This window comes from Meiothermus hypogaeus (assembly GCF_003574035.1).
Lineage (GTDB): Bacteria > Deinococcota > Deinococci > Deinococcales > Thermaceae > Meiothermus > Meiothermus hypogaeus.
The window spans coordinates 23,631-40,248 of the sequence record NZ_QWKY01000028.1; the positions used below are offsets into that span (position 1 = coordinate 23,631).

13 protein-coding genes are annotated in these 16,618 nt (G+C 60.4%); 4 read left to right on the top strand and 9 right to left on the bottom strand.

The features are described 5' to 3' along the window. Positions 1-107: 107 nt before the first annotated feature. The 4 genes from Mhypo_RS08940 to Mhypo_RS08955 are packed head-to-tail and all read right to left on the bottom strand — an operon-like array spanning position 108 to position 3,526. On the bottom strand, positions 108-668 hold the full coding sequence (locus tag Mhypo_RS08940) for a 5-formyltetrahydrofolate cyclo-ligase (RefSeq protein WP_119340964.1): 561 nt from the start codon (positions 666-668) through the stop codon (positions 108-110). A gap of 24 nt (positions 669-692) precedes the next feature. Beyond that, the gene (locus Mhypo_RS08945) at positions 693-1,730 is read right to left on the bottom strand and encodes a serine hydrolase domain-containing protein (RefSeq protein ID WP_119340951.1); all 1,038 of its coding nucleotides are present in this window, start codon (positions 1,728-1,730) and stop codon (positions 693-695) included. Positions 1,731-1,759: 29 nt separating this feature from the next. Continuing rightward, positions 1,760-2,356 carry an NAD(P)H-dependent oxidoreductase gene (locus Mhypo_RS08950; protein ID WP_119340952.1) on the bottom strand — a complete coding sequence of 199 codons (597 nt, stop codon included), beginning with the start codon at positions 2,354-2,356 and terminating at the stop codon, positions 1,760-1,762. A gap of 48 nt (positions 2,357-2,404) precedes the next feature. Next, positions 2,405-3,526 carry an acyl-CoA dehydrogenase family protein gene (locus tag Mhypo_RS08955; RefSeq protein WP_119340953.1) on the bottom strand — a complete coding sequence of 374 codons (1,122 nt, stop codon included), beginning with the start codon at positions 3,524-3,526 and terminating at the stop codon, positions 2,405-2,407. An 86-nt stretch (positions 3,527-3,612) separates the two neighbouring features. On the opposite strand from Mhypo_RS08955, the gene Mhypo_RS08960 reads away from it, so the two are divergent. Further along, positions 3,613-4,398 (top strand): YdcF family protein, encoded by a 786-nt coding sequence (locus tag Mhypo_RS08960; RefSeq protein WP_240637172.1) that lies wholly within the window; start codon positions 3,613-3,615, stop codon positions 4,396-4,398. Between the two features lie 115 nt (positions 4,399-4,513). Here Mhypo_RS08960 and Mhypo_RS08965 read toward each other — a convergent pair whose 3' ends face one another. Then, positions 4,514-5,569, bottom strand: coding sequence for a 2-oxoacid:ferredoxin oxidoreductase subunit beta (locus tag Mhypo_RS08965; protein WP_119340954.1), 1,056 nt, complete (start codon positions 5,567-5,569; stop codon positions 4,514-4,516). Between the two features lie 32 nt (positions 5,570-5,601). Beyond that, positions 5,602-7,425 (bottom strand): 2-oxoacid:acceptor oxidoreductase subunit alpha, encoded by a 1,824-nt coding sequence (locus tag Mhypo_RS08970; RefSeq protein WP_119340955.1) that lies wholly within the window; start codon positions 7,423-7,425, stop codon positions 5,602-5,604. A 155-nt stretch (positions 7,426-7,580) separates the two neighbouring features. Here Mhypo_RS08970 and Mhypo_RS08975 point away from each other — a divergent pair, with 155 nt between their 5' ends. Beyond that, positions 7,581-8,825 (top strand): metal-dependent hydrolase family protein, encoded by a 1,245-nt coding sequence (locus Mhypo_RS08975; protein WP_206074906.1) that lies wholly within the window; start codon positions 7,581-7,583, stop codon positions 8,823-8,825. Positions 8,826-9,097: 272 nt separating this feature from the next. Here the strand turns inward: Mhypo_RS08975 and Mhypo_RS08980 are convergent, their stop codons facing one another. From Mhypo_RS08980 to Mhypo_RS08990, 3 genes are all read right to left on the bottom strand, one after another. Further along, positions 9,098-9,400: a P-II family nitrogen regulator gene (locus Mhypo_RS08980; RefSeq protein WP_119340957.1), complete on the bottom strand. Its 303-nt coding sequence runs from the start codon at positions 9,398-9,400 to the stop codon at positions 9,098-9,100. Next, positions 9,400-10,368, bottom strand: a complete 969-nt coding sequence (locus tag Mhypo_RS08985) for a sodium-dependent bicarbonate transport family permease (RefSeq protein ID WP_119340958.1) — start codon at positions 10,366-10,368, stop codon at positions 9,400-9,402. Before Mhypo_RS08985 ends, Mhypo_RS08980 begins: the two co-directional genes overlap by 1 nt. Positions 10,369-10,703: 335 nt before the next feature. After that, positions 10,704-12,149: an NADP-dependent isocitrate dehydrogenase gene (locus tag Mhypo_RS08990; RefSeq protein WP_119340959.1), complete on the bottom strand. Its 1,446-nt coding sequence runs from the start codon at positions 12,147-12,149 to the stop codon at positions 10,704-10,706. 296 nt (positions 12,150-12,445) lie between these two features. Here Mhypo_RS08990 and purE point away from each other — a divergent pair, with 296 nt between their 5' ends. Continuing rightward, positions 12,446-12,952: a 5-(carboxyamino)imidazole ribonucleotide mutase gene (gene purE, locus Mhypo_RS08995; RefSeq protein ID WP_119340966.1), complete on the top strand. Its 507-nt coding sequence runs from the start codon at positions 12,446-12,448 to the stop codon at positions 12,950-12,952. 62 nt (positions 12,953-13,014) lie between these two features. Next, positions 13,015-16,395: a sensor domain-containing protein gene (locus tag Mhypo_RS09000; RefSeq protein ID WP_119340960.1), complete on the top strand. Its 3,381-nt coding sequence runs from the start codon at positions 13,015-13,017 to the stop codon at positions 16,393-16,395. Positions 16,396-16,618: the final 223 nt, after the last annotated feature.

A 16,618-nucleotide genomic window follows, 5' to 3' on the forward strand; every position in this document is an offset into this window, starting at 1 on the left:
GTGATACCCCAGACGCAGTTAATAACGTCTCCGGCACTATTCTCCTGTACTACTGCCGGAGTGTCACCGCCTTCTACCGTTTGGGGAGAAGGAAGGGGGCTTTGCTATCAAACGCCCATCACCTGATGGGGGGTGGCAATCAGGTCTACGGTGCGCTCAGGTGGGCAGGGGAGGTGCTCAAACACCATCAGGGTATGGGCCAGGGTGGCCCAGGGGGCGGCCACTTGCAGGTCTTTGTAGGGAAAGCCATAGCCCTTGCCGATCCAGTTGTGTTGCTCGTCCACCGCTACGCTTCCTATCAGCACCAGGTCAATCGCGGTCTGACTGAGCTCTATGGGTTTGCCCAGTTGGGCGATTTCCCGCACCCGCTTGAGCTGGTGGGGCTGGAGGCCCTCGAGGCTCAGGTACTTCCCGGCTTTGTCTGGGTGCGGCATCAGAACGATTTTTCCAGACTTCAGGGCGGCCTCACGTAAGGGTTTGAGCACCTGGTCGGGGCCGGCCAGCACCACCGTAGCCAGTTGCCAGAGCTTCAGGCTCATCAGCCGCTCGGCGGCCCGGCTGGCCCCCACAAAATTGGGGTGGTGTCCGTGGGGCGGGGTGGGGTAGGTGGCGGCCCGGTGCTGTGCCAGGGCGCTCCAGACCATTTCCCGTACTTCGCCTTGCGTCACACTGGCAGTGTATCGCATGGCGATTCATGGCTGCCCGGTGAGCAACAAGCGCAGGAAAGCAGCATCGGAAAAGCCCGTTCTGCGCCCCGCCAGGCTTTCTACGATGCCCTCGGCCTGGCGTACCACCACCAGCCCCAGTTTGCGGCTGATGTATAGCCGTTGGTCGCCGGCCCCTGCCGCAACCGCCAGGTCGTCGGGCAGACCGGGGGAACCCGCCAGTGTGTCTATCTCCTGCCCCACCCGCCCAATGGCGGCCCGCTGTGCCGGGCTAATGGGGCGGCCCAGCCACCAGGTCAGGCCGTAGATGGGGTTAACCCTCGAGGGCTCAAAGCACTTTTCCAGTAGCGCGGCGTCCACAATGCGCTGCCCCTGCCAGAATCCTTCATTCCGCACCAGCTCCCCAAACCGCGCCCAGTTGCGGGCGGTCAGGAAGGCCCCCGAAGGCAGGTGGGGGTGGCCATCGGGCCCCCGGCGCCAGAAGGCGTACTCCAGACCAATCGGCCCGAAGATGCGGCGCTCCAGGTACAGCAAGGGGTCGCCCCGCAGTTTGCGCCGCATCACCTCACCAAAAATCTGAAAGGGAATGGGGCCATAGGAAAAGCGGGTGTCCGGCGGAGCCTCGGCAGGCGTCTGGATGGCGGCCTGGTAGGTGGGGGGGCGGGCCAGGGTGCCGCCGGGGATGCCACTGGTCAGGTGCAAGAGCTGGCTCAGGGTGATCTGCGAACGCAGCGGGTCGCCCTGCCACTCGGTCAGGGTTCGGGCCAGGGGCTCGTCCAGCGAGAGCAACCCGTCCTGTGCGGCTGCCACGGCCATCACCCCGCAAAAGCTCTTGGTGCCGCTGGCCAGCTCATGGGCGCGGGTGGGGCTGCCTCGGTTCGGATAGTCCTCGAACACGATCTGGCCATCAACCATCACCAGGAGGGCAATGCCCCGGTTTTGGGCCGAGTAGCTAGCGGCTAGCTTGTGGTAGGCGGGGTTGGATGGATTGGGCGCGGTCTGTGCAGAGCCACGGGTACTGATTAGCAAGGTGGCTAGGCCCTTAAGAACGGTGCGGCGATGCATGACCAGAGCCTAGTCTCCCAGGCTTAAGCTTAGCTGAAGCGCAGGGGTTTGAGTTCGGGTAGTTTTTGCAGGTGTTCCCGAAAGGCCTCGAGGGTGGCTTTGCGCTCGGCCTCGTTCATTTCGCCCGGCCCGTAGGCAATAAATGGGGGCAGCACCTCCAGGCCACAGTAGGCAAAAATACCGTAGTGGATGGGCTCGAGCACCCGCAGCAGGTCGCGCTGGGGCGCAGAGTGGAAATAATCCTCGCGGGCCCCCACAGTAAGGCTCAGCATGGCTTTTTTGCCCTGCAGCAGTCCGCTGTCGAAGGAGTGCTCGTCGTCGTAGGCAAAGCCATAGGCAAACACCCGGTCTATCCAGCCCTTCATGATGGCGGGCATTCCGTACCACCAGTCGGGAAACTGAAAGAGCAGCAGGTCGGCCCGCCGCACCTTCTCGATTTCGGGCTGAATATCGCGCAGGTCACCCTGTAACTCCTGCGCGCTGAGCACCGGGTTAAAGCGCATGGTGTACAGGTCGGAGAGAAGAATGCTGTGTCCAGCCTGGCTCAAGGCCCGCACCGCCAGGTCGCGCAGGGCGGCGTTGAAGGAGTTTGGGTTGGGGTGGGCATAGATAATCAGGACGTTCATCGGCTCAAAGCCTACGGCTAAAGTTCCCAGGGCTGCAACGGGATGGGTTTATCGGTACAGCTCGCGTGCAATAACCAGCTTTTGAATCTCGCTGGTGCCCTCGTAAATTTCTGTGATTTTGGCGTCGCGGTAATAGCGTTCAACCCGGTATTCGCGGTGGTAGCCATAGCCGCCCAGAACCTGCACGGCGTCGCGGGTCACGCTAACCGCTATGTCCGAGGCAAAAAGCTTGGCCGTGGAGGCCTCGAGGGTAAACTTTTCACCCCGGTCTTTCCTGGCGGCGGCTTCCAGCACCAGCGCCCGGGCAGCGGCAATGCGGGTGTGCATCTCGGCCAGCTTGAAGCCAACCCCCTGAAACTCCCGGATTCTCTGGCCGAACTGGGTGCGCTCGTCGGCGTACTGCCTGGCGATCTCGAAGGCTGCGCGGGCCATCCCCACCGCCTGGGCGGCAATTCCAATGCGCCCGGCATCCAGCCCGGCCAGGGCCTGGGCCAGCCCCCGGCCTTCCTGTCCCAACAGGTTTTCATCCGGTACAAAGACCTCCTCGAGGCGTAACTCGCAGGTATGCGCGGCATGCAGGCCCATCTTGTCCTCGGGGCTGCCAAAGCTAAGGCCGGGGGTATCCTTTTCCACAATAAAGCAGCTAATCCCGGCCTCGCCCCGCGCCATCACCACATAGACCTGGGCCTGGCCCCCCGAGGTGACCCAGCTTTTCAGGCCGTCCAGTTGCCAGCCACCCGGCACCTTGCGGGCCGAAGCCTTCAGAGAGGCCGGGTCGGAACCGGCGTGGGGCTCGGTCAGCGAGAAGCCCCCAATCCATTCGCCTTTGGCCAGCGGCACCAGGTACTTCTTCTTCTGGGCCTCGGTGCCAAACTTGTTCAGCATATACTGCGGCAAGCCCGAAGTTACGGAAAGAATGACCGCCACGCTGGGGTCGGCAGCAGCGATTTCTTCCATGGCCAGGGCCCAGGTGACCGAGTCGAGCCCGGCCCCGCCCCAGGCTTCGGGGGTGGTCATGCCCAGCAAGCCCAGCTCGCCCAGCTTTTGCAGCTGGGGCCAGGGGTACTGCCCCGAGCGATCGTATTCGGGGGCCATCTCCCACAACACCTCGCGGGAAACGGCCCGCACCATGTCCAGTACCATTTTTTGATCGGTGGTCAGAACGGCCATAAATATATCGTATCACGCAGCTTGTGTTGAAAAAGCGTTATGAAATAGCAGGCTGAGCGCCAAAGGCGTTTCGTAAGATTGGGGGGATGCTGAAGCAACGCGTACAACTGCTCATGGCGGCGGGCTTGAGCCTGCTGTTGTTGCCCCTGGGGCTCGTCGTCAACCCGGAGCTCGGGGTGGGGGCGCTGCTGGGCGTCTGGCTGGGGGGCACACTTATGGGCTTATTCGGCTTTACCTTTCGGGTTTTGCTGCTGGGAAGCGGGTTTTGTGCCTTGCTCATTGCTGCCGTGGTCTTTACCCCGCTCACCCGGGTCCTGATGAGCGGGCTGGTTGTTGACGAAGCGCCGCAAAAAGCCGACCTGATTGTGGTGTTGGGGGGCGGGATGCACTGTGGGGCGGGTGAGCTCGAGGCCTCCTCACTGGCCCGCCTGGAGAAGGGCCTGGAGCTGTGGCGGGCCGGCTTTGCCCCGCGCATTTCCCTCTCCGACACCGTGGGCGAGATTTTTGGCGATGCCCGCTGCCCTTCGCTGGGCCTCGAGGCCCGGGCGCGAGTACAGGCACTTTATGGTGCAGAAGGCCCGGAAATTGTCCTCCTGCCGCAGATGCGAACCACCCGTACCGAGGCCCTGGCGGTAGCCGAGGTGGTTAGGGAACGGGGCTGGGAACGGGTCTTGCTGGTGACCACCCCAGCACACAGTCGCCGGGCCGCCGGGGCCTTTCGCAAGCTGGGCTTGGATGTAGTGAGCGTGACCTCGAGCGAGCCCCGCTTCGACCTGGCCCTCTCGGCTCCGGCAGACCGACTGCAATCGCTCACCCCCCTCACACGGGAGTATCTGGGCCTGTTGAAATACCGCTTACAGGGTTGGCTGTAGGGTTTCCAGAAGGTTTGTGTGATGGATCAGATGAACCCAGCCTTCTGCCCGGTCTGAAGAAAGGCGGCTTTCGCTAGGGGTGTGAGGCGACCGGAACCGCCCAACACGCCCGGAATCAGCGGTAGGCTTGCAGGAACTGCTCGAGTTTCTCCCTGCCGGGCCGGAGCCGTTCCGGGGATAGCTGGGCCAACGGGGTGTCCAGTTCTTCTACCTCGGCCAGGCTGGGCCGGTCGGGGTTGTAGTAAATCAGGCCGGTAATGAACTCGCCGGTTTCCTGGGCCCGATGCAGACGCTGCAGGGCTGCCATCTTGTCGGTGGGGTCATGGTCTTTGTCCAGGTTCCGCAGGCTGATCAGGGAGCCGTCGTGCAAGCGCACGGTGCGGAACTCACCGGGCTGCATGGGCTCGATGCTAATTTCCTCGGCGTAGGGGATGAAGCCCAGCTCGTGCAGGGGCTGTTCGTGCTTGGTGCCATAGCCGTAGCTCTTGGGGCTATCGTCCTCGTTGTTGAAGGCCACGCATGGGCTGATGATGTCGAGCAGGGCCGTACCCCGGTGGGAGAGGGCAGCCTTGAGCAGCTCGCGTACCTGTTTGGCGTCGCCGGCAAAGCTGCGGGCCACAAAGCCACACCCGGCGATAATGGCCTCCATACAGAGGTCTATAGGGGGAAACTCGTTTTGACCGGCGTATTTGAGTTGTAGACCCTCCTCGGCCGTGGCCGAAAACTGGCCCTTGGTCAGGCCATACACGCCGTTGTTCTCCACGATATAAACCATCCGCACATTGCGGCGCATCAGGTGCTTAAACTGGCCCATCCCAATGCTACCGGTGTCGCCATCACCCGAGACCCCAATGGCCTTCAGGGTGTGGTTGGCCAGCAGGGCCCCGGTGGCCACACTGGGCATGCGCCCGTGCAGGGCATTAAAGCCGTGGGACATACCCAAAAAGTAAGCCGGCGATTTGGACGAGCAGCCAATGCCCGAAAGCTTGATAATCTCGTGAGGCCGCAGGTTGAGCTCGAAGCCTACCTGCACAATCTGGCTGGCAATGCTGTTGTGCCCGCAGCCCTTGCACAGGGTGCTGGGCGCACCATCGTAGTCTTTTTTACTCAGGCCCACCATATTGAGCTTGATGGGGGCTCGATCGGAAGGGGCAGGATTGGGGTTTTCCATGTGAGCATCCTTTGCAAGGCCAGGGTAGCTGCTTATAGGGTGGCTTCTTCTTTGAGCAAGCGCTCCTGCACCCACTGTGCCGTCAGGGGCAGGCCGTCGAGGTGTGCGATGGAGCGAAGCCGGGCGGCGTATTCGGGCATCTCGGTTTGCAAAATGCCATGCATCTGTCCGTCGCGGTTCAGTTCGATGACGTACACCCGCTCATGCGCGGCCACGAAATCGCGCACCTCCTGGTTGATGGGCAGGGCGCGCAGGCGCAAAAAGCTGGTAGGAAGCTGCGGGGCCAGGCGGTCGCGGGCCTCCTCGATGGCGTAGCGGGTGGTGCCGTAGGCGATGATACCTACCCTGGCGGAGGAGTTGTGTAGAGTGACCGGAGCGGGTACCAGGCTGCGGGCTGTCTCGAACTTGCGGGCCAGGCGGGCCATGTTGCCCTCCCAGTCGTTCGCACGTTCGCTGTACTGGGCCTGTTCGTTGTGACCGCTGCCGCGGGTAAAGTAGGCAGCCAGGGGATGGGGTGTCCCCGGCAGGGTACGGTAGGGGATGCCGTCGCCGTCGACGTCCTTGTAGCGGGCAAAGCCCCCCAGGGCCTCGAGCTGCTCCGCGCTCAAGACCTTGCCACGTTGCAGAGGCCGGTCGGGGTAGTCGAAAGGCTGGCCCATCCAGTTGTTCATGCCCAGATCGAGGTCCGAGAGCACAAACACCAGCGTTTGCAGTTGTTCGGCCAGATCCAGCGACTTCCAGCCAAACTCGAAGCACTCCTCTATCGAGGAGGGCAGCAGAACCGGGTGCTTGGTGTCGCCATGGCCCAGGGTGTAGGCAAAAGAAACATCGCCCTGGCTGGTGCGGGTAGGCAGGCCGGTACTGGGGCCAACCCGCTGGATATCCCAGATGACCGCAGGAATTTCGGTGAAGTAGCCATAGCTGACGAACTCGGCCATTAAGCTGATGCCGGGGCCGCTGGTGGAGGTGAGGGCCCGGGCACCGGCCCAGCCTGCGCCCATGACGATGCCGGCGGCGGCCAGCTCATCCTCGGCTTGAATTACGGTATAGGTGGGCTTACCCGCCTCGTCCTTGCGGAGCTTGGGCAGAAACTCGCGCAGGGCGTCCATAAAGCTGGTGGAGGGCGTAATGGGATACCAGGCCGCCACGCTCACCCCGCCAAACACCGCCCCCAGCGCGCCGGCCTCGTTGCCGGTCATGATGATGAGCCCTTCGGTTTTGTTCATGGGCTCGAGGCGGTAGGGGTCTTGTTTGCGCAGGTGCTCGGTGGCCCAGGCGTGGGCCCGCCGCACCACCTCCATGTTGCTTTCAATGAGCTTCTGGCGATAATCAAACTGGGCGCCCAGGGCCTCTTCTACAACCTGAAGCGGCACCCCCAGCATCCAGGCCACCACCCCCACGTAGGCCATGTTGGCGATGTAAGGTTTCCGCTTAACCGGAACTTCAATTCCGGCGATGAGCTCGCTCACCGGAACGGGGTAGTAGATCAGATCCTCTCGCCTGGGCAGGTTCTTAAGATCGGCATTGTAGATGCAGACTCCGCCCGCAGGAAGCTCCTGTACGTCTTCGGCGACAGTGGCCGGGTTGAAGGCCACCAGAATTTCGGAGGGCTTGCGCGCAATGTAGCCTTCGTGGCTCACCCGGATGTGGTACCAGGTAGGAAGCCCCTGAATGTTCGAGGGAAATATGTTCTTGCCGTGTACGGGTATGCCCATCTTAAAAAAAGACCGCAACAGCGTGAGGTTAGCGGTCTGGCTTCCGGTGCCGTTGGCAGTGGCTACGACCAGGGAGAAGTTGTTTATAACCGGGGAGCTTGTAGCGTAGCCTGCCTCTTGCTGTCGTTCCAGAACGTTCATGAAACCTCCTAGTGCTTTTAAACTCCATCAGGCCAGCACTGGGTCTGCGCCACTATCCTATCGGATTTTGCTGAGGTATTTGAGTGACTTTAAGCCCTATTTCATGGGAAATTTTGCACAAAAACTGGTTGCAGGGAAGGATGATAGACTTTCCTGTGTCTTCGATAACCCTTCTGCAAAATGCCACCGTGCTGGATGTCCAAAGCGGTTCACTTTTACCCCACCGGCGGGTGGTGATTCAAAATGGCCGGATTGAGCGCCTCGAGCCCATGCAGGCAGACGCGCCCGAGGCCAGGGCAGCCGGGGTGAGGGTGCTCGACCTGAGGGGCCAGACCCTGCTGCCGGGCCTCATTGACGCCCACGTGCACGTGCTGGCCTGGACGGCCAATCTGCGCGAGCTTTACAACGCTTCGCCACACTACAACGCTCTGCGGGCCGCCGAGATCATGCACGAGATGCTGATGCGCGGCTTTACCACGGTGCGCGACGCTGCCGGGGCCGACTTTGGCCTCAAGCGGGCAGTGGAAGAAGGGCTTTTGGTTGGGCCCCGTCTGTTCATCTGCGGACGGGCCCTGAGCCCAACCGGGGGCCATGCCGATAGCCGGGCGGCGGGTGAACAAGCGCTGGAGACCGTCAGCACCCCGGTGGCCTTTGGCACGGTGGTGGATGGAGTACCCGAGGTTCGGCGAGCGGCCCGCGAGGAGATTCGCCGGGGCGCTGACCATATCAAACTCATGCTGGGGGGCGGCATTGCCTCGCCGACCGACCGCCTGACCAACGACCAGTTTTCTCGAGAAGAAATCCGGGCCGCCGTGGAGGAAGCTGAGATGGCCGACCTTTACGTGATGGCCCACACCTACACTGCTCGAGCCGTCAATCGGGCCCTGGAGTGCGGCGTGCGCAGCCTCGAGCACTGCAACCTGATTGACGAAAGCAGTTTGCAGCTGTTCTTGAAGCACAAGGCCTGGATGGTGCCCACCCTGGTGACCTACCAGGCCCTGGCCCAGGAAGGGGTTTCGGCGGGCCTGCCCAGGGAGGTGGAGCACAAAATTTACCTGGTGCTGGACAAGGGTCTGGCCGCACTGGAGATGGCCTCCAGGGCTGGGGTGAACCTGGCCTACGGCACCGATTTGCTGGGAGCCATGCACCGACGGCAGCTCGAGGAGTTCGTCATTCGTGCACAGGTACAGCCGAACCTCGAGGTCATCCGGGCCGCCACCCTGTATGCAGCCCGGCTGTTGCGGGCCGAGGGCCAGCTAGGGGTAGTAGCCCCCGGCGCCCATGCCGACCTAATTGCAGTGGAGGGAAACCCGCTCGAGGACATTCGGGTACTTGCCCACCCCGAGCGCCACCTGAAGCTGGTTATGAAAGGTGGAACCGTTCATCATCAAGCTATGTAAACGATCATCACCGTGGCATTACATCTCGCATCATCTCAATACAGCCCCAGCAGTGCCGATGTACCTAGTGTGCTCTAAACGGCCTTGTGCCAGATTCGATTGATTCTTTACTGTTTTGGTAACGAATCAGCCCAACAGAACTAATCCGCGTAGCGGAGGGTGACGCTACCCCTTAGAATGGGGGACGCTTTATTCGCCGATCGACAGGGAGAGGTGTGCTCCAGGATTTTTGTCTGTCCTTTTGAATCCGATATGGCTTGCTGCTGGTCGCGTTAGGTGTATTTTTCGCCTCGCACCACTTCCACGTTTTCCACAAAGGCAATTACCGCGTAGTTGGCAAAGTAGACCTCCGCCAGCCGGTTGAGGATTTTTTCCGCCACAGAAGGGCTCACAATTGTTTCCAGACGAATGTTATTTCCCTCCCACTCGCTGGCCCGCACCCCCCGGCTGCCCTCGCCCCTGGCAGGTGTGATGGTGTAGCCCTTGGCCCCGAGCTTCCTGACCTCCCGAACGAGTTTCTCTTCCAGAAAGCCTTCTGCAATGATGGTGACCAGCTTGAGCGAGACCAAAGCCATTAGCTACCTCCGTGCAGCCAGCGGGAAAGCGCAAAATAGATGGGGATTCCCAGGGTCAGATTGAAGGGGAAGGTGACGCCCAGCGAGGCGGTGAGGTAGTAGCTGGGATTGGCCTGCGGCAGGGCAATGCGCACGGCGGCTGGAGCGGCAATGTACGAAGCACTGGCAGCCATGGTGCCCAGCACCATCGCGCCCCCCACCGACATGCCGGCCAGGCTGCCCAGCCACACGCCCAGGGCCCCTTGTATGAGTGGCATCACAATCCCAAAGCCAATCAAGAAAACCCCTACCGTGCGCAGATCGCGAAAGCGCTTGGCAGCTACCATACCGAGCTCGAGCAAAAACAGCACCAGCACCCCCCGGAATGGGTCCACGAACACCGGAGCAATCTGCTTGAGGCCCTCTGGCCCAGCCAAAAAGCCCATCAGCGAGCCGCCTACCAGCAGCAAAATGCTTTTGCCTGCGAAAATCTCGCGTAAGGCCTCGCCCAGGGAGCCTTCACCCAGGTTACGCCGGGCGATTAGCAGCGCAATGACAATGGCCGGGACTTCCAGAATGGCCACCAGGGTGGGCAAAAAACCTTCTACAGGTTGCTGCGCTGCTTGCATGAATGCAGTGGCTGCAACGAAGGTTACGGCCGAGACCGAGCCGTAGTGGGCTGCGATAGCGGCGGCGTTTACTACATCAAAGCGCCCCAGCCGACGTAATGCAGTGTAGGAAAGCAGGGGCGTGAGCACACTCAGGATTAATGTGGCCAGAGCCGGCTTCCACAGCTCGGTAAAGGGTGTGGTGGAAAGTGCAGCTCCGCCCTTAAGCCCGATGGCCAGAAGCAAATAGATCGAGAGGGTGGTGTAAAGCGCATCGGGGATTTTGAGGTCGGACTTGACCAGGGTGGCCGTGATGCCCAGGGCAAAGGCCAGCACGGCAGGGGAGAGAAGGTTGATACGGAGCAGTTCTAGCGTATCCACTGTTCTGGATTGTACAGCCTGGGAGGGGGTTTTTCGCTTATGGGGTAATACCGGATTCAAAAAGACAGTTTACAAAACCAAAAACACCAGAGGCTGTCTTTTTGAATCCTAGAGCACACCCCTCCCGAACGGTCGGCGAAGAAAGCGTCTTGCTTCCAAGGGGCGGTATCGCCCTCCGCTACGCGGATAACTTCCAAGGGGCGGTATCGCCCTCCGCTACGCGGATAACTTCGGTCGGGTTAGTTCGTCACCCTTTGGTGACGAACTAACCGAATCTGGTATAAGCTCCAAGGCTCGCGAGATGTGCTGTTTGCCGGCCTCTGACCGCGTTTCGTCTACTGCCCTTGCCCCAGCGAATAGCCTGGCTTGCCGTCAAAGTTGTAGAGGTGTTCGGTCTTGATGAAGTCCATCCCGGCGGCGGCAATTTTGCCCAGCAGCTCCACAATGTCGTTATGGTTGGGGCTTCCGTTCTGGGCCATAAAACGCCCCCGCCAGTGGTCGGTGCGGAAGGTTTCGGGGAAGCCCCCCGGCCATACCTTCACGCCGCGGTTGGTGATGAGCGCCAGCCTGAGCTTGTCGGTGGAAAGCGGCTCCAATAGCTGGGCCAGCTCCTCGGGCTTGCTGCCGCGCCAGTTAAAAAAAACGTCAATGCCCACCAGCTCCTTTTGAGCTGGTTTTGGGTTGCGAACCATCAGGGGCACCATGGGTTCCTTGTTGGCCTCGCCAAACTTGGCCGGACGCAGCCGCTCGGGTAGCTGGCCCAACCGCTCGATCACCGCCTGGGCAAAGGCCTCGGTACCCACCTTTTTCTCGCTGACCCGCTCGTCGTAGATGTCGGCCGTGTGGATGCCATCTTCCAGGGTTTTGAGCCAGGCGTTCTTGATGCGGGCAGCGGCCTCGGGCTGCCCAATGTGCACCAGCATCAAGATGGCGCCCTGCAAAAGCCCGGAGGGGTTGGCAATGCCCTTGCCGGCAATATCCGGTGCGCTGCCATGAACCGCTTCGAACATGGCGCAGTCGTCGCCCACGTTGGCCGAACCGGCCAGCCCCACCGAACCGGCGACCTCGGCGGCGATGTCCGACAGGATATCGCCATAGAGGTTGGGTGCCAGAATCACATCGAAGCGCTCAGGCATCTCGGCCAGGCGGGCGGCGCCGATATCCACGATCATGTGTTCCTTGTGCAGCTCGGGGTATTCGGCCCCAATTTCATCGAACATTTTGTGAAAAAGCCCGTCGGTAATCTTCATGATGTTGTCTTTGGATATACAGGTGACCTTTCTGCGCCCGTTGCGCCGGGCGAACTCGTAGGCATAGCGCACGATGCGCTCGGTACCCGGCTTGGAAATGAGCTTGAGGGCCATGGTGACCTCTTCGGTTTGCCGATACTCAATACCGGCGTAGAGGTCTTCTTCGTTTTCGCGCACGATCACCAGATCAATGGACTTGTGCTTGGTGGTAACGAAAGGCTCGTAGCTCTGCACCGGGCGCACATTGGCATACAGGCCCAGGGTTTTGCGCACGGTCACGTTGAGGCTCTTGTAGCCCCCGCCCTGAGGGGTGGTGATGGGGGCCTTCAGAAACACTTTGGTGCGCCGCAAGCTTTCCCAGGCGCTCTCCTCGATACCGCTGGTGTGTCCGCGGCGGTAAACGCTCTCGCCAATCTCGATGACCTCGGGCTCGAGCTGAGCCCCTCCCGCTTCCAGAATTTGCAGCACCGCCCGCATAATTTCCGGTCCGATGCCATCGCCATAAGCAACCGTGATGGGTGTTTTGCTCATTTTTTGTTCTCCTTGCGCTGATGAGCGCTTGAAATTCAATCTAGGTCAACCGGGTTCAAGAAAAATCGGGTTGTGCTATGGTCAGTTTTTGCTAAACTTACATTTATCCTGGGAAATAACAGCTCTTGAATAAAACTGAAGCCTCTTTGCCGTGCATATGGCTACCTTGAAACCCGCGGCCTGCGATAGGAATCGCCTTTGCCTGGCCAGCCCAGCTAGGCTTGTGTGGGTTTTTCGGCTGCCCAGGATGCGCCCAGGATGAACTGGGGACAGCCCCCGCGGTAAACTAAATGGCCATGGAACTGCCCGCACACCCTCTAGTTGGGATCATTATGGGCTCCAGGTCGGACTGGGAAACGATGCAACACGCCGCGCAAACCCTGGAGCAACTCCAGGTTCCCTACGAGGTGCGGGTGGTTTCGGCGCACCGCACCCCCGACCTGCTTTTTGAATATGCCGAGCAGGCCGAGGCGCGGGGCCTCGAGGTCATCATTGCTGGGGCCGGTGGGGCCGCGCATTTACCGGGTATGACTGCTGCTAAAACCGGTCTTCCAGTGCTGGGGGTTCCGGTGGAATCCAAAACCCTCAAAGGGCTGGACTCCCTTTTGTCCATCGTGCAGATGCCGGCTGGCGTGCCCGTGGGAACCCTGGCCATTGGCCGGGCGGGGGCTGTCAATGCGGCTTTACTAGCGGTGAGCATCCTGGGCAACAAGTACCCTAAGTGCAAAGCTGCTTTGGCAAACTACCGCAAGGCCCAGACCGAGGCGGTGCTGGCCAAGCCCGACCCCCGCCTCGAGAACTGAGCTTTTTTTGGGCAAATGAGCCGGATTTTCCTGTCCAATGCACTAAACTAAGCAGGGTGAGCATGGGCAGTCGGGCCTATGGCGGGGTATGGCTGGTAGCAGTGCTGCTATCCGCGGTTTTACTGGTATGGGGTGTGGTTGCCCGCTGGTGGGGCTGGGCCCTCGTGTGCGCATTGCTGCTGGGGCTCTTGGCCTGGCTGTACTGGAGGCTGGTGCTGCGCGAGGGTCGGCGTGCGCTTCAGGAGCACCAGGCCGACCGCGTGTTCGACGAAATGGAACTGCTGGTGGTTAGGCTGGATCGGCAAGGCCGCATTGTTTTTTGCAACCGGTATTTGCTCGAGCTTACCGGCTGGACGTGGCCGCAGCTTGCCGGGCAAAACTGGTTCGATTGGTTCATTCCGGCTGAAGAGGGCGTCCGGGAAATTTTTGAACGGGCCATGGAGAATGGTGACCTGGTACCCCAGTACAAGAACAACATCCTGACCCGAAACAAAGAACGCAGGCGGGTTTTGTGGAATAACTCCTTGTTGCGCGATGAAAACGGACGGGTTATAGGAACCTTTTCTGTAGGGCAAGATGTTACTGATCTCGAGAAGGCCGAGCAAGAGCGTTTGCGCAGCGAAAAACTTCTCTGGCAGATTGCCGAGACCGTGCAGGACGTGGTACTGCTGACCGACGCCAACGCCCATATTCAATATGCAACGCCCTCGATACACCCTGTGGCTGGTTGGAAGCCAGAGGAGGTGGTGGGTCGGTCGGTTTACAGCCAGCTCGATTCAGAACAACAGCGCATCTTTGAACGGATGACCCGTGAGGCCACACCCGAAAAGCATGTGACCCAGGTGGGTTTTTCTTATCAACACCCGGATGGCCAGCAGCGGATTTTGGAGGCTTCCATCAACTTCCTTTTTTCGCCCGAGGGCGTCTTCCAGGGGGTTGAAGTAGGGATTCGAGACGTCACCCAGCGCTACCAGGCCGAGCAGGCCGTGCGCGAGAGCGAGCAGCGCTTGCGCGAGCTGACCAACTCCATGCGCGATGTGGTCATGCTGCTGAGCGTAAAAGGCGTCATCGAATACGTCACGCCATCGGTCAAAGCAGCGCTTGGGTACGATCCCGACGAACTGCTGGGCCGTAGCGCTTTTGAATTTTTCGATCCAGAAGATCATGGGTGGGTGCTGGAGGCGGTGCGGGCGGCCCGCGAAGGGCGGCGTCCCTTGCGTCTGGAGTACCAGCACCGCCACAGAGACGGTTCAAGAATCTGGCTCGAGACCCAGCTCGACTACATCTACGACCCGGAGGGCCAGCCTTTGCGTATGGTACTGGGTGCTCGCCAGATTCAAGACCGCCGCGAGGCCGAGGAACAACTTCGTCAAAGCGAGCAAATGCTGCGGCAAATTACCAATGCTATGCAGGATGTGGTGGCCCTGACCGATCCGTTGGGTTATATACGCTACGTCACCCCCTCGGTCGAGCGTTTGCTGGGGTACAAACCTGGGCAGATGCTGGGCCAGTTGGCTTTCGATTTTCTGGCGCCCGAAGATGGGGCCAAAGCCATGCTGCTGGCCGAGCAGTGCCTGGCTGGGGGAGGGGGGTACCACATCGAGGCCCGCTACCGGCACGCCGAGGGCCACTACATCTGGATTGACACCCTGGTCAACTTCATCACTGACGAAAAGGGCAATCCCATTGGTAGCGTGGTGAGTGGACGCGACGTCACCGAGCGACGACAAGCCGAAGAAGCCCTGCGGGAACGCGAGTATCGCCTGAGCCAGATTACCAACTCCATTCAGGATGTGGTCTTGCTGCTCGATCCATATGGCAGGGTGCAGTATGCGACCCCTTCTGTAACGCAGGTCCTGGGGTTTGCGCCAGAGGAGCTGGTAGGCCGCCCCGTTTCGGTGTTGGCCGATGCAGCCCAGTGGCGGGCCATTCGACAGCAGGGCCGCCAAGCCATTCAGGAGCGGCGGGCCTGCAAGATTGAGTGCAGTTGCCGACACAAGGATGGGCACCGGGTTTGGATCGAGAGCCTGGTTAATTTTGTATGGGACGAATCGGGGGTTTTGCAGGGCGTTGTGGTGGGGATGCGGGATACCAGTGAACGCAAGCAACAACAGGCCTATGTGGAGTACATGGCTTACCACGACGAACTCACCAAGTTGCCCAACCGCCGGGCTTTGCGGCGTGCTGCCGAAGAGCTATTGTCTAAAGCAGCTGTGCAGAAGATACCGATAAGTCTGCTTTACCTCGACCTGGACAACTTCAAAACCGTGAACGATACCCTTGGGCACGATGTGGGCGATGAGCTGCTGGTAGAGGTTTCGCAGGTTTTGAGCAAACAACTCCGCACCGACGATATGCTGGCCCGCCTGGGCGGCGACGAGTTTGCCTGCATTTTGTACAACACCGAGCCAGAGCAGGCCCAGCAAGTGGCCTTTCGCATGGCTCGAGCCATTCGGGGAGCCCTGGGCGGTGATAACTTTTCGCTCAAACTGCCCAGTCTGGGTGTAAGTGTGGGCATCGCCAGCTTTCCCAAAGACGGCAGTAGCTTTGTGGAATTGCTCAAGGTGGCCGATATTGCCATGTACCAGGCCAAGGACTCGGGTAGCCGCGTGGTCATTTACGATGCGGCCAAAAGCCCCTACACCGATGAGCGGCTGCAATTCGAAGCGGATTTGCGCAAGGCTACCCAGGAGCAACAACTCCAGCTGCTTTATCAGCCCATTTGGCACCTCAAGGAGCGCCGCCTGGAGGGGGCTGAGGCTTTGTTGTGCTGGCCCTACCAGGGCAAGCTCTTGAGCGCTTCGGAGTTCGTGCCCCTGGCCGAAGAGGTACACCTGATCGAGCAGATGGACCTCCTGGCTCTGGGAAAAGGCCTGGAGCAGTTAAAGCGATGGCAGCAACTCAAACTGCCTTATCGCCTTTCACTCAACATCTCTACCCAGTCGCTGGTGCAGCCTGAGGTGGTACGGGAGCTGCTGCGGGCACTGACCGATGCCCAGGTAGATCCCCAGTGGCTCACCCTGGAAATTACCGAGAGTGTCCTACTGCACGATCCCAACCAGGCCCGAAGGGTGCTCAGCGTATTCAAAGCCCTGGGGGTGCGGGTGGCGATTGACGATTTTGGCAGCGGCTATGCTTCGCTGGGTTATCTGCGCCAGCTCCCTCTGGATCGCCTCAAGATAGACCGTAGCTTTATCAGCTATCTGGGCAGCAGCGTGCGGGATGAGAAACTGATTCGAGCTGCCATTGACCTGGCGCATAGCCTCGAGGCCGAGGTGGTAGCCGAGGGGGTCGAAACCCCTGAGCAGCTAGAGTGGTTGCTTGAAAACGACTGCGACCTGGTGCAGGGATACCTGATGGGTCATCCGGCCCCGATTGAACACTGGCCGCCCCCCGGTCCCATCGAGCGATGGCTCCTACCTTCGATCAAGGCAGACGACTAGGGACAAAGTGCTTCAATAAGCGCTGGTTGAATCAGTCAGAAATAATACCGGATTCAAAAAGACAGTTCACAAAACCAAAAAAACTATAGGTTGTCATTTTTGAATCCTAGAGCACACCCCTCCCTTGAGTACCGGCGCTAGCCGGGGGCCGATGGCCCTTCACTGTCGGTCGGCGAAGAAAGCGTCTCCCTTCCAAGGGGCGGTATCGCCCTCCGCTACGCGG

What these genes read in the sequence shown, in the direction of transcription:
- Mhypo_RS08945 (WP_119340951.1), bottom strand. Translation starts at nt 1,730, where the DNA reads ATGCATCGCCGCACCGTTCTTAAGGGCCTAGCCACCTTGCTAATCAGT.
- Mhypo_RS08950 (WP_119340952.1), bottom strand. Translation starts at nt 2,356, where the DNA reads ATGAACGTCCTGATTATCTATGCCCACCCCAACCCAAACTCCTTCAAC.
- Mhypo_RS08955 (WP_119340953.1), bottom strand. Translation starts at nt 3,526, where the DNA reads ATGGCCGTTCTGACCACCGATCAAAAAATGGTACTGGACATGGTGCGG.
- Mhypo_RS08960 (WP_240637172.1), top strand. Translation starts at nt 3,613, where the DNA reads ATGCTGAAGCAACGCGTACAACTGCTCATGGCGGCGGGCTTGAGCCTG.
- Mhypo_RS08965 (WP_119340954.1), bottom strand. Translation starts at nt 5,569, where the DNA reads ATGGAAAACCCCAATCCTGCCCCTTCCGATCGAGCCCCCATCAAGCTC.
- Mhypo_RS08970 (WP_119340955.1), bottom strand. Translation starts at nt 7,425, where the DNA reads ATGAACGTTCTGGAACGACAGCAAGAGGCAGGCTACGCTACAAGCTCC.
- Mhypo_RS08980 (WP_119340957.1), bottom strand. Translation starts at nt 9,400, where the DNA reads ATGGCTTTGGTCTCGCTCAAGCTGGTCACCATCATTGCAGAAGGCTTT.
- Mhypo_RS08990 (WP_119340959.1), bottom strand. Translation starts at nt 12,149, where the DNA reads ATGAGCAAAACACCCATCACGGTTGCTTATGGCGATGGCATCGGACCG.
- purE (WP_119340966.1), top strand. Translation starts at nt 12,446, where the DNA reads ATGGAACTGCCCGCACACCCTCTAGTTGGGATCATTATGGGCTCCAGG.
- Mhypo_RS09000 (WP_119340960.1), top strand. Translation starts at nt 13,015, where the DNA reads ATGGGCAGTCGGGCCTATGGCGGGGTATGGCTGGTAGCAGTGCTGCTA.